Origin of the sequence: Saccharopolyspora soli, from assembly GCF_022678645.1 — a bacterium.
Classification (GTDB): domain Bacteria; phylum Actinomycetota; class Actinomycetes; order Mycobacteriales; family Pseudonocardiaceae; genus Saccharopolyspora; species Saccharopolyspora soli.
Window position 1 is genome coordinate 24,632 of the sequence record NZ_JALBWV010000042.1, and the last position, 12,180, is coordinate 36,811.

Consider the following 12,180-nt stretch of genomic DNA (forward strand, 5'->3'; position numbering starts at 1 on the left):
GGGGTCATGCTCAAACCGAGTGTCGGCAACATATCCCTGAAATCCACTGGCGAATCGCTGAACTGGGTGCCCGGCGAGGAAGTGCTCTACAGCTTCTGGCGGTTGGACGGCTCGCTCGGCACCGTCCATCCGGCACGGGTCGTCGAGGACGACGGTGACCAACTGCTGTGCTGGGTCCTGGACGGCACACCGATCCGGATCACCACGTCACCGGATGGCCGATCGCCGCGCCAGATGCCGCTTTCCGAACGCTTCAACGGACCGCGGGTGCCCGCCAGGTCGACCTGGCGCGGCACCTCGACGCTGCGCCTGGTGTTCGAGCACCGTTGGGCGTCGGTGTGGTGGTTCTTCGAACCCGACGGCACCTTCCGGAATTGGTACGTGAACCTGGAAGTGCCGTTGGGGCGCGACGCGACCGGCGTCCGCCGCGTGGACGGGGTGCTCGACGTCGAGGTGTTCCCGGACGGGTGCTGGTCCTGGAAGGACGAGCACGAAGTGGCCGATGCGCTGGCCGCTGGCCGGTTCGGCGATCGTCACCTGAGCCGGTTGCAGGCCGAGGGTGAACGCATGATCGAGCTGGCCGAGGCGGGGCTGTTCCCGTTCGACGGCACCTACTGCGACGCCCGACCGGATCCCAAGTGGGCGCTGCCGTCCCTCCCGGAGGGACTGCTGACCGCGCCGTAGCGGTGCAACCGCTTTGAAGGCGGCCCTCAGATGGAGATGAACAGCAGCACTGCGATGACGGCGACGAGGGCGCCGATGCCACCAACCGAGCCCCCGCGCAGATCCGCGGGGAAGAACGCCTTGTGCTTGTTGCGCCACCAGAACGCCCATCCCACCGCACCGGCCGCGCCGAGGATCGCGCCGAAGACACCGATCCACAGGTAGCCGAGCATGATCAGCAGGCCGCCGCCCAACGGCAGCAACGCCGCCAGGGTGGCGGCCAGTGCGTCCTGCGACGTCGTGGTGGGCCCGACCGGGACTGGCGTGTTCTGGGCATGCGTCATGGTCACATCATAGGGCCGAATCGCCCGGTTCCAGCGCCTGCATCACGATCGGTTGCGGTCCTTCAGCGGGCAGTAAGCGGATGCCGGATACTTGGACGCCCAACTTATGGTGATCCGGTTTCCACTGCTCCAAAGCGCGCGATACGGTACGGCCATGACTGGAGCGCTGTCTTTCACCCGGATCCCGAACCCGCAACCGGCCAGCGATGAGCGCCGCGCGGAAGTATTGGCGGATCCGGGATTCGGACGGTACTTCACCGACCACATGGTGACCATCAAGTGGACCGAGGAACGCGGTTGGCACGATGCCGCCGTCGAGCCCTACCACTCGTTGGAGCTCGACCCGGCGACCTCGGTCCTGCACTACGCGCAGGCGATCTTCGAAGGTCTCAAGGCGTACCACCAGCCCGACGGTTCGATCGCGGCGTTCCGGCCGGACGAGAACGCGCGGCGGTTCCAGCGTTCGGCGCAGCGGATCGCGATGGCCCAGCTTCCCGAGGAACTGTTCCTCGCGTCCTTGCGGGAGCTGATCGCCGTCGATGGGGCATGGGTGCCGACCGCTGAGGAAAGCGCGCTGTACCTGCGACCGTTCATGATCGCCACCCAGATCGGCCTCGGGGTCAACCACCCGTCCAACGCCTACCTGTACGCGCTGATCGCCTCGCCGTGCGGTTCGTACTTCGCCAGCGGCGTCAAGCCGGTCACGGTGTGGTTGAGCCACGAATACGTCCGCGCCGCACCGGGCGGCACCGGCGCGGCGAAGTTCGCGGGCAACTACGCCGCGTCGTTCGCCGCGCAGGCCGAGGCCGTGGAGCAGGGCTGTGACCAGGTCGTTTGGCTGGACGCCTGCGAGCGGCACGTGGTCGAGGAAATGGGCGGCATGAACCTGTTCTTCGTGTTCGGCTCCGGTTCGGACGCCCGCCTGGTGACCCCCGCGCTCAGCGGCAGCCTGCTGCCCGGCGTGACCCGCTCGTCGCTGCTGGAGCTGGGCAGGGAGCTCGGCATGCAGGTGGAGGAGCGGCGGATCACCGTCGAGGAGTGGGAGAAGAAGGCCACCACCGGTGAGCTCACCGAGGTCTTCGCCTGCGGTACCGCTGCGGTGATCACCCCGGTCGGTCACGTGAAGCACCGCGACGGCGAGTTCGCCATCGCCGACGGGCAGCCGGGCGAGGTGACGATGAAGCTGCGCGAGCGCCTCACCGGCATCCAGCACGGCACGGGCACCGACACCCACCACTGGATGACCACGCTGAGCTGATGGTTTTCGCGGGGTGAGGGGCACCCGTGACCCAGTTACTTGGTCACGGGTGCCCCTCACCGTCTCCCTGAACGGGTGGTCAGGCCATGGCGGCGCCCGCCAGCACGATGGTGGTGGCGAGTTCGGAAGCCGCGCCGAGGACGTCGCCGGTGATGCCGCCGAACCGGCGTTGGACGTGCCAGGTGAGCGCGGCGAGCAGGACAGCCGCGAGGGCGACCGCGAGCGCCGCGTGCCAGCCGAAACCGAGTGCGGACACCGCGAACAGCACCAGCCACCAAGCGGCGACCAGCCAGCTGGGTTGGCTGCCCGCGACCAGCGCCCCCATGCCTTCCGGCCGTGCGGCGGGGATTCCGGTGCGGCAGCACAGCACGAAACCCGCGCGCCCCACCGCGCACGCGAGCACGACCGTGAGCGGCGCGTTCACGAGTGCGGCGAGGCTCGCCGCTTGCGCGCCGAGCACGAGGATCAGCGCGACCACCGCGAACGGCCCGGCCGCGCCGTCGCGCATCACGCGCAAAGCGCGCTCCGGCGGTCCGTAGCAGCCCAAACCGTCCACTGTGTCCGCCAGACCGTCGACGTGCATGCCCCGCGTGACCAGCACCAACACCGCGACCGTGAGCAGCCCGCCCAGCAGCGCGGGAGCTCCGAGCGCGGTCAGCAACCACAGCGCAGCAGCACCGACCACGCCGACCAACGCGCCGACCAGGGGAGCGAACGAGATCGCCTGGCGGCAGGTGCGGTCATCGACGCGTTGCGCGGACACCGGTAGCACGCTCAGCCACGACACAGCCAGGCGCAGCCCGTCCAACGTCACGGCGTCGGGCCGGTCGCCTCGGTTTCGGTGCGGCTGACGACACCGGCTTCGGCGAAGGTGGCCATCTCGCCGAGCACCCGCACCGCGGCGTTGACCACCGGCAGCGCGGTCAACGCCCCGGAACCCTCGCCGAGTCGCATTTGCAGGTCGAGGACTGGGACCAGGTCGAGGTGGTCGAGCACCAGCGGTCCACCCGGCTCGGCGGAGCGGTGCCCGGCCAGCCACCACTGCCGCGCGCCGGGTGCGAGTTCCTCGGCGACCAGCGCCGCCGCACCCACCACGACCCCGTCCAGCAGGACGGGGGTGCGGCGCACCGCCGCTTGCGCGAGGAATCCGGTCAGCGCGGCGATGTCGGCCCCAGCCGAGGTCCGCAGCAGGGCCACTGGATCGTTGAGCACCTTGCGCGCGCGGCGCAGCGCATCCCGGATCGCGGCGGTCTTGCGCATCCAGGCGTTGTCGTCGATGCCGGTGCCGCGGCCGACGACCGCCACCGGCTCGGTCCCGGTGAGCGCGGCGATCAGCACCGCGGCCGGGGTGGTGTTGCCGATGCCCATGTCACCGGCGATAAGCAGGTCGGCGCCGGAGTCCACCTCTTCGTCGGCGATGGTGCGCCCGGCGCGGATCGCGGCGTCCGCCTCGGCGGCGGTGAGGGCGTCCTCCCGGTCGATCACGCCCGACCCGCGCCGCACCTTGTGCGCGCTGACCACCGGCGGCGTATCGGTGTTGACGGCCATGTCCACCACGCGCACCGTGGCGCCCGCGCTCGCGGCCAGCACGTTCACCGCCGCGCCGCCGCTGAGGAAGTTGCCGACCATCTGGCCGGTCACTTCGCTGGGATAGGCCGACACACCGTGCGCCGCGATGCCGTGATCCCCGGCGAAGACGATCACCCGCGGGCGGGCGAACGGCCGCGGCGGGCAGTTGCTCTGCCGGGCCGCGACCCAGACCCCGAGTTCCTCCAGCCGCCCCAGCGAACCGGCTGGCTTGGTCAGCTGCTCCTGCCGGGCGACCGCCTGCCGCCGGGCCTGCTCGTCGGGCGCCGGTACCGCCGGGAACTCGATGGGACCGGACTCGTTCTGGTCGGTGGACAAGCGAAACCTCCGTGTCGGTTCAGCGCAGCCGGAGTGGCTGTCCGGCGACGAGCAGGACGACCTCGTCGCACACGTCGGCGAGCCGGGCGTTCAGCGAGCCGAGTTCGTCCCGGAACAGCCTTCCAGACGGGGTGCTCGGCACGACCCCGAGGCCGACCTCAGCGGAGACGATCACCAACCGCGCCGCGCACCCGACCACGGCGTCGACCAGCCCGGCGCAATGCCCGGCGACCTCGTCGAGGGCGACCGGATCGCGATCCCAAGCCCCGGCGTCGTCGAGTACCCCGGTCAACCAGGTCGCCAGGTCGTCCACCAGCACCGTCGCGTCGGAACCGGCATCGCCTAGCACCCGCCGCAGCGAGTCGGCGTCCCCGGCTTCCACGGTGCGCCAGCTATCCGGCCGCCGAGAGACGTGAGCGGCGATCCGCTCGGCCCACTCGCGGTCGCCAGGATCACGCCGACCGGTAGCGAGATAGGTGACGGGGTCGGACTCAGGAACCAATCGTTCGGCATGAGCGGATTTCCCGGACCGAGCCCCACCGAGCACAAGAGTGCGCACCAAAAACCTCCGCCACCAACCGACCAACGCCGCAGCGACGCTACCCACGACCAGCCGGGACGAAAGGAATCAACACCCCTGATGTGATCAGAATCGCCGCAGCACGTGGTCAATGCGCGCCACTGGTGCTTGCGCGGGTTTTCATTACTCCAGACGTAGGTGCGGGGCTTAGTCGGTCCGGGTCTTAAATGTCGCGGCCGTGAGTTTTGCTTTGCGCCAACCGGTTGGAGCTCGCGCTGTCCAACGCGATCTTGTGGCACACTTGGATGATTTCGGATCATGGCATGGAGCTCGTGGGTGGGGCATGAGTTACCAGAGGCTCAAGGCGAATTCCGATCCGCCCATCACGAATGAGGTGGCGGGGACGGTGGTGGGGAACTCCGTCCAAGCGGGCATCGTGCACGGCGGGATGCACCTGCATTTCCCAGCAGCGCACAGAATCGATTCGGGTTTGGTTCCCTGCATGTTGCCTCAGCCACCGCGCTTCTTCTCCGAACGTGTTCCGGAAACGCGAAAATTTCAAGAAATTGTCGCCAACAGTTCCGTCGGGTCCGCTCTCGTCGTGTTGGGTGGAGTTGGTGGCGTGGGAAAGAGCGCATTGGTCGCGCAATGGTTGCAGACTTGCCAACAAGACTATCCGGATGGCGCACTTTATGCCGATCTCGGTGCGTTCTCATTGCGAGAGCCGGTTTCGGTGTCCCAGGTCTTGGAGACCTTCCTCCGGGCATTCGGAGTCGCGCCGGAGGTCATCCCGACTGACCTGGATCGCCTGCACTCGCTGTACCGCGAGGTGACTTCCGGGAAGCGGCTCGCGGTGTTTCTCGACGATGCTGTCTCCGCTGCTCAGGTACGGTCTTTGCTGCCGGTGAGCGGTTCCTCACTAGTGGTGGTGACCAGCCGCTACCGACTGTCCGGACTGGGTTTGCAGGGCGCGCATTTCCTGGACGTTCCCCCGTTGCAGCAGGCGGAGTCCCTTGAACTGCTGCGAAACGTCCTAGGGCCGGAGCGGGTCGAGCGTGAGCGGGCGGCTGCGGAGCGGATGGCCGACTTATGCGCGGGGTTGCCGGTGGCGCTGGTCGTGGCGGCCGCGCGGTTGTCGGTGCACCGCAAGTGGTCTCTGCAGCGGATCGCCGCGGACTTGGAGGATGAACGGCGGCGACTGCCGTCCCTGGCCTTGCGTGGTGATGTGTCTGTGCATGCCGTCTTCGATCTGTCCTACCGAAAGCTCACCCGTGAGCAGGCCGAGTTGTACCGGGTACTCGCTGAGCATCCCGGCACGACGTTCGGCCCGGAGGTTGCTGCCGCTGCGGTCGGTCGGACGTCAGCTGAGACATCGGACCTGCTCGAAGCACTCGTCGAAGCGAATTTGCTGAACGAAGTGGACGAAAACAGGTTCCGATTCCACGATTTGCTGCGTCTGCACGCCCGCGAGCGGGCGGAGTCGGACATGACGGACGTGGAACGAACAGCGGCAGTACGACGAATGGTGTCCTGGTACCTGGATTGTTCGTTCGGAGCGGACCGGCTGATCACTCCGGGCCGCTGGTATCTCTCGAATCGAAAGACGTTGCCGGATCTGCCGTTTTCCACTGCTGGTGGGGCACTGGACTGGTTGGAGTTGGAGCGTGCCAACCTCGTGCTCGCACAGCAAGAAGCAGCGCAGCGAGAATGGTCGGATCTGGTGTGGCAGTTCGGCGAGGCCATCTGGAGCCTGTTCCTCTACCGAAAGCACTACCGGGACTGGCTGCTGACGACGGAACTCGCCGTGCAGGCAGCAGAAACGGAACAGCACATCCGCGCCGAGTCCCGGCTTCGCGGGCAGCTCGGTCAAGCGTTGCTGAACCTGCACCGCTTCGATGAGGGAGAGGTGCAGCTGACCGGCGCCATGCGGCTGGCCGAGCAAGCAGGTGACCTGCCCAGCCAGGCCACCGCGACGTCCAGGTTGGGGATCCTCGCCAAACAACGTGGCCGCTTCAGCGAGGCGCTTGAGCGGTTCCGGCAAGCGCTCGAACTCGATCAACAGCTCGACGACCTGCGCGGGGCGGCGCTGCGGCTGCGCCGCATCGGCGAAACTTTCGCGGCCATGGGGCAGCACGAGGCGGCGATCAGCGAGCTCTCCCGCTCGGTGGAGCTGATGATCTCGTTGCCTGATCCCGGTGGCGCGGCCCGTGTGTCTACCTTCCTCGGAGAGACATACGCTGCGGCGGGAAAGCCAGCGGCCGCCGTGACCTCGCTTCGCGACGCATTGGCGGTCATGCGGGAGATCGGTTCCGAGTTCTACGTCGCCGAGTTGCTCGTGGCCTTGGGCACTGCTCATGAACGCGCGGGAGAGCTGACCGCTGCACGGAATTGCCTGTGGCAGGCATGCGAACTCTACGAGCGGATCGGGGGGCCGCATGCCGAGTCGCTACGTCAGCGCTTGGTCGAGCTTCCGGACGAGTTGTCCGAGGTGTCGCCGGACAGCATCCCGTGATGAGCGAGTTCCGCACATCGCCCAACAGACATCGAGGTCGGAAATGCGAGTGTTCCGAACTCACGCGTGTGCGCGAGGTATCGATCCTCAACTGGGGTCAGGACTGCCAAGCACCCCGGGAAGCGGCGCAGCACGGCGGCGGCTTGGTGGATGGCCGACTCCTCGGTCTGCTCGGCGAGTACCAACACATCGGCGAGCTCGCACCAGGGCCCCGGCGCGTGTTCGAACCAGACGAGGAGGAACTCGTCCACCGCAGCCCCGCCCGAGCGAGTGACGAGGCTGCGCCGTTCCACACCGGGCGCTGGACAGCTGACCGCAGACTTCCCGGTGCCAGCGAAGGCCGATTCAGTCATGTTGCTGTCTTCTTTGCTGAGCCGCCGTCTCCCCAGGGCACCGGTACCCCTGGTGAGCAGTCGAGCACCGGCAAACCGCTCGCGCGCAGCAGTTCGTGGTCCACAGTGGAATGCTTTGTGAGGATGACCGCCAAATCGAACCCATCGGTGCTGAGGCGGGGCGTCGATCGCAAGACACTTCCGCGTCCCAGGCGTAGCTGAGCGACGCAGGGATCGTAGTAGGCCACCTCAGCCGCTTCTGCAGCGAGTTGCTCGACGACCTGCACGGCACAGGAGTTCCGCACGTCGGCCACGTCGGCCTTGTAAGTGACACCGATGACGAGCACTCGGCAGCGGCGCAAGGAGATCTTCCACGACTTGGCCAGTTGATCGCGGATTAGTTCCACGGTTCGACCGGGCATCGCGGCGTTGATGGCAAGGGCCGCTTCGACGACCGGCGGGACGATCCCGCGTTGCCGAGCGGTGGCGCGGAAGAACTCGGTCACGACCGGAATGCACCCCCCACCCGCGCCGATCCCCGGGCGGTGCGGCAGAAACCCGTACGGTTTGGTAGCTGCAGCCTCGATGACTTCGACCGGGTCGACGTCGTGGTTGCGGCAAACGTCGGCGAGTTCGTTCGCCAAGGAGATGTTGACCAGGCGGAACGTGTTCTCGAAGGTCTTCACGAATTCCGCGGTGCGAATGCTGCTCACCGCGATCACCTGGTCGAACATGGTGCGCAAGAAGGCCATGGCGGACTTGGTGCACTGCGGGGTGAGGCCCGCGACGATCCGCGGGAGCCCACCAGCCGGGGTTCGCTTTGCCGGATCGATCCGTTCCGGGGCGTGCGCGACGTGGAAGTCGAGTCCCGGCAACAGCCGCGATTTTCTCGCGAGCGTCGGAATGAGCTGCCGTTCAAGGGACTCCGGTGCGCATGTGCTGTGCACGAGCACCAACGCACCGCGCCCGAGGGACTTCCCAACCGATTCCGCTGCCCCTTGCAAGTACGACATGTCGATCCGCCCGTTCGGCTTCGCGGGCGTCGGCACGCTCAGGCAGTACACGTCAGCGCCGGGGAGTTCGCGGCGTCCGCGGAACTCAAGTCGGCCGGCCCCGACCAGAGCCTGCAACTCCGCCTTCGTGACGAGGCCAGCGCCGGACTGCTCGATCCGCGCCAACCGGTCGGACGCGGCGTCTACTCCGCACACGCGAAAACCGGCGCGGGCCGCGGCAGCCGCCAGCGGTAGGCCGACGAAGCCGAGGCCCACGACCACGACATCTGTCCGGTCCATGACATCTCCTCTGACCAACCGCCGGGGCGCTCCGGCGCGAACCTCGTGTTCGGCGGCTGGATGCGGAGCAAGACTGCGGCGCCGACGTTGTCGTTCGGTTGACGGAAACGCGGCCCGCTGATTTCCGCGCTGGCATTTCCCGCCCTGTTCGATCTTGATGTTTCGGCATCGCTGTTCGGGGCTCGCGGCGGCGGCGGTGTTGGACCTCGTATTGGCAGTCCGTTGCCGTTTTGTTGCCGTTCGCTTGCCAGGGAGACGACCGGACCTGGTGCGATTCAGCTCGTTGGCCGTATGACCAGCGATTCATCCACGGAATAATTGAAGACTCGACGGTTTCGGGAGTGCCAGCCGAGGGGGTGCTGGTGAACGTCCTCTTCAAGGTTCTGGGGCCCACCAGCGTACGGATCAACGAAGAGTTCGACGACCGCTGGGGGAAGCGGCAGGAACGCGGCCTGCTGGGTGTGCTGCTCGTGAACACGGGCACCAGGCTTTCGGCCGACGAACTCGCCACATGGTTGTGGGACGCGGACACCGTCGCGGGTCGGTTGCCGAATTTGCGGTCGCTGGTCAGCAAGGTGAGAACGAGCCTCAACGATCGGGGATTTCCCGATCTCGTGCATGGAAAGCAGGCCATGTACTGGGTCGACGTGGATCGCGACCTCGTCGACTACCACTACCTCCGGAGCTCTCGGAAGACCGCAGCCGCAGCCATCGATGAGGGTGCCTACCAGGATGCGCTGACCCTGCTCGACGATGCCATCGATCTGTGGCGAGGGGTTCCGCTGGTAGATCTGGACAGCCAACGAGCCGACCGCTGGCGTCTGCAACTCGTGCAAGAAGTGCTGGCCGCGCGCTGCTCGCGGATGGAATGTCAACTGGCACTGGAGCAGTACGAGGACGTCCTGTCAGAGCTGGAGGGCCCGCTGGCGGAGCGTCATGCATGGGATCCGCGGTTGGCGACACTGCGGATGCGAGCGCTCCACGGCCTCGGCAGACATGGCGACATCACGCCGTACTTCCTGTCGTACTGGAAGGACTTCCGCGATCAGACAGGAAGCCAGGCACCGGACTCGGTGCGCGAGGTGCACGAAGAGCTCACCCAAACGCGGTCGTCGCGTCGACCCGCGCTGCTCGATCTGGACGAAGACGAGCAAGGAGAGGAGCCAGAACAGCTCGCCACGGGGCTGCTGCCGCCTCCGGTGTGGGATTTCCGCGGCCGGGCGGACCTGCTCAACGAACTCACTGGGCTCGCCCAGGAGCGGTCGACCGGCGTGGTCGCGATCGATGGACCGGCAGGGATCGGGAAGACCACGTTGGTCGTGGAATGGGCGCACCAAGCCGTCGAAACGGTCGTGGATAAAGTGCTCTTCGTCGATTTGCAGGGCTACTCGCGCAACGCACCGCTGGGGGTCGGCGAAGCCGTGGCGGCACTGCTTACGCAGCTGGGAGTCGCTGCCGACCGGATCCCCAGTTCGACGCTGCGCACCATCCGGCTGCGCCAGCGGATCGAACGGCAACGAACGCTGGTCGTCCTGGACAACGCTCGCGACTCGGTCCAGGTCCGCCCGCTCTTGGAGGTGCTGTCGGGATGCCTCGTCGTGGTCACGAGCCGCAAGCACCTCGACGGCCTGGTGGTTCGTAACGGCGCACACCACATCGAGGTCCCTGCACTGGGTTGGTCCGAGGTGTTCGGCTGGTTTCATTCCGCGCTCAACTCGCGGTTCCTGGTTGAACCGCGCGCGGCCGAGAAGCTGGTGGCGCTGTGCGAAGGGATCCCGCTGCTGGTCCGCATCGTTTCTCAACACGCCGCGACTCGTCCGCTGCAGTCGCTGATCAGTCTGGTCGAAGAGCTCCAAGACCGGCGCGTCCTGCTGAAGCTCGGTGGTGCGGATGATGAAGGTGCGACGGTTGAGGCGGTGCTCAATTGTTCGTACCGGGCACTCGAACCCGACAAGCAGCTGCTGCTCCGGCTGATCGGCCGCTATCCCGGCAGCGTGCTGGAACTGGGCGCGGCGGCGGCTCTGACCGACTGGTCGCCGGATGTGGTCCGCGACGCCCTCGATGTCCTGGTAGCCCTGCACCTGGTTGATCGAATAGATGGCTCGCGATACCGCCTGCACGATTTGATACACGACTACGCGGCGGAGCTCACGAACGAGGACGACGCCACGGCAATCGCAGCGACACGGCGGTTGGCAGACTGGTTCCTTTGGACCATCCACGCCGCTGCGAGAGTGATCTTTCCCAGTCGCCAGTCCCTTCCGATGGAGGGCTTTAATATCGACGTGCGCCCTCATTCGTTCGCTGATTACGAAGATGCCATGGAATGGTGCGGTCGTCGGCGTCACGAGTTGGTCGCAGCAGCTGCGGACGCTCATATTCAACGGTTGAACGGACACTGTTGGAGAATGGGAAACGGTGCCTGGGAAATCATGCGCCTGCAAGGCTTCTTCGCCGAGGCGGAGGAAATGCTTAACATTGCGCTGGAGGCGGCACGGGAAGAAGGTGATCTCCTTGGAGTTGCGGGATCGTTGAATAACCTCGGACTATGTAAGTTGCTGGTTGGTAATACGAGTGGTGCTCGTCATTATTTGGGGGCAGCGGCGGGCCATTTTGCATCTATTGGCGAATTGTTCGGTTTGCATAGTAGTCAACACAACCTGGCTTCCTGTGAGATGAAGGAAGGAAACCTCGAAGCGGCCCTCGAAATTTATAGCTCGGCCTTGCGTAGCGTTGCGAAAGATGACGAACCTTACCGCAAGGCTGGTACGTTGCGCCGTATAGCAGAAGTGCTTCGCTTGCAAGGGCGGTATCGCAAAGCTCTCGCAAACTGCAGGGATGCCATATGGCTTTATGAGAGCGCCGTCAACGACTCGTCGGGCTATGGGGACGCTCTTGCGGAATTGGCGTTGATCTATCACGCCAATGGAGATCCTGAATCTGCTCGTTCCTATGCCCATCGGGCGTTGGCTGTCACTGAGGCTGCCCACGACGTCCAAGCTTCCGCTGTGGCTACCGGATTGATCGCGGAGATCGCGCTCAACTCGAACCGGTACGCGGAAGCCGTGCGATACGGACGGCAGACGGTGGCTTGCCATCAGCGCCTTTCCAATGCCCTAGAAGAAGCGGCCGCGTGGGACCTGGTTGCGTTGAGCCTTGAGGGGATGGGCAGAACGGAGGCCGCGCAGGAGGGACGTGCACGGGCTCGCGATATCCGAAACGACCTCGACGCGCAGGTGGCCTGACGGCTGACCTCGACGCGAATACTTTTCGCGAAGTCGGGATAACTCTTAGTTGGCTACTGTGTGCAAGCATTCTTGTGCTTGAACACGATAGGGGACCCCGAACGTATGG

10 protein-coding genes are annotated in these 12,180 nt (G+C 66.1%); 4 read left to right on the top strand and 6 right to left on the bottom strand.

Annotated features, from left to right (window positions below):
• Positions 1–6 precede the first annotated feature (6 nt).
• Entirely contained in the window at positions 7–684 is a 678-nt protein-coding gene (locus tag MOQ72_RS27750; protein ID WP_242188624.1) for a ribonuclease FAU-1 family protein, read from the top strand.
• A 26-nt stretch (positions 685–710) separates the two neighbouring features.
• Here MOQ72_RS27750 and MOQ72_RS27755 read toward each other — a convergent pair whose 3' ends face one another.
• Positions 711–1,007: a hypothetical protein gene (locus MOQ72_RS27755; protein ID WP_242188625.1), complete on the bottom strand. Its 297-nt coding sequence runs from the start codon at positions 1,005–1,007 to the stop codon at positions 711–713.
• A gap of 154 nt (positions 1,008–1,161) precedes the next feature.
• On the opposite strand from MOQ72_RS27755, the gene MOQ72_RS27760 reads away from it, so the two are divergent.
• The gene (locus tag MOQ72_RS27760) at positions 1,162–2,265 is read left to right on the top strand and encodes a branched-chain amino acid aminotransferase (RefSeq protein WP_242188626.1); all 1,104 of its coding nucleotides are present in this window, start codon (positions 1,162–1,164) and stop codon (positions 2,263–2,265) included.
• A 79-nt stretch (positions 2,266–2,344) separates the two neighbouring features.
• On the opposite strand, the gene MOQ72_RS27765 is transcribed toward MOQ72_RS27760, so the two are convergent.
• From MOQ72_RS27765 to cobU, 3 genes are read right to left on the bottom strand one after another with little or no spacing between them, the layout of a single operon-like run.
• Positions 2,345–3,073, bottom strand: coding sequence for an adenosylcobinamide-GDP ribazoletransferase (locus tag MOQ72_RS27765; protein WP_242188692.1), 729 nt, complete (start codon positions 3,071–3,073; stop codon positions 2,345–2,347).
• Positions 3,074–3,075: 2 nt separating this feature from the next.
• Positions 3,076–4,170: a nicotinate-nucleotide--dimethylbenzimidazole phosphoribosyltransferase gene (cobT, locus tag MOQ72_RS27770; RefSeq protein WP_242188627.1), complete on the bottom strand. Its 1,095-nt coding sequence runs from the start codon at positions 4,168–4,170 to the stop codon at positions 3,076–3,078.
• A gap of 19 nt (positions 4,171–4,189) precedes the next feature.
• Positions 4,190–4,732, bottom strand: a complete 543-nt coding sequence (gene cobU / locus MOQ72_RS27775) for a bifunctional adenosylcobinamide kinase/adenosylcobinamide-phosphate guanylyltransferase (RefSeq protein WP_242188694.1) — start codon at positions 4,730–4,732, stop codon at positions 4,190–4,192.
• A gap of 691 nt (positions 4,733–5,423) precedes the next feature.
• On the opposite strand from cobU, the gene MOQ72_RS27780 reads away from it, so the two are divergent.
• Positions 5,424–7,202 carry a tetratricopeptide repeat protein gene (locus MOQ72_RS27780; RefSeq protein WP_504981083.1) on the top strand — a complete coding sequence of 593 codons (1,779 nt, stop codon included), beginning with the start codon at positions 5,424–5,426 and terminating at the stop codon, positions 7,200–7,202.
• Here MOQ72_RS27780 and MOQ72_RS27785 read toward each other — a convergent pair.
• Entirely contained in the window at positions 7,142–7,555 is a 414-nt protein-coding gene (locus MOQ72_RS27785; RefSeq protein ID WP_242188629.1) for a hypothetical protein, read from the bottom strand. The genes MOQ72_RS27780 and MOQ72_RS27785 overlap by 61 nt on opposite strands.
• Positions 7,552–8,826, bottom strand: a complete 1,275-nt coding sequence (locus tag MOQ72_RS27790; protein ID WP_242188630.1) for a nucleotide sugar dehydrogenase — start codon at positions 8,824–8,826, stop codon at positions 7,552–7,554. Before MOQ72_RS27790 ends, MOQ72_RS27785 begins: the two co-directional genes overlap by 4 nt.
• A 362-nt stretch (positions 8,827–9,188) precedes the next feature.
• Here MOQ72_RS27790 and MOQ72_RS27795 point away from each other — a divergent pair, with 362 nt between their 5' ends.
• Positions 9,189–12,071, top strand: coding sequence for an AfsR/SARP family transcriptional regulator (locus MOQ72_RS27795; RefSeq protein WP_242188631.1), 2,883 nt, complete (start codon positions 9,189–9,191; stop codon positions 12,069–12,071).
• Positions 12,072–12,180 lie beyond the last annotated feature (109 nt).

Bases quoted from the DNA above. Each gene is read 5' to 3' on its own strand.
- MOQ72_RS27755 (WP_242188625.1), bottom strand. From the start codon at position 1,007: ATGACGCATGCCCAGAACACGCCAGTCCCGGTCGGGCCCACCACGACG.
- MOQ72_RS27760 (WP_242188626.1), top strand. From the start codon at position 1,162: ATGACTGGAGCGCTGTCTTTCACCCGGATCCCGAACCCGCAACCGGCC.
- MOQ72_RS27750 (WP_242188624.1), top strand. From the start codon at position 7: ATGCTCAAACCGAGTGTCGGCAACATATCCCTGAAATCCACTGGCGAA.
- MOQ72_RS27785 (WP_242188629.1), bottom strand. From the start codon at position 7,555: ATGACTGAATCGGCCTTCGCTGGCACCGGGAAGTCTGCGGTCAGCTGT.
- MOQ72_RS27790 (WP_242188630.1), bottom strand. From the start codon at position 8,826: ATGGACCGGACAGATGTCGTGGTCGTGGGCCTCGGCTTCGTCGGCCTA.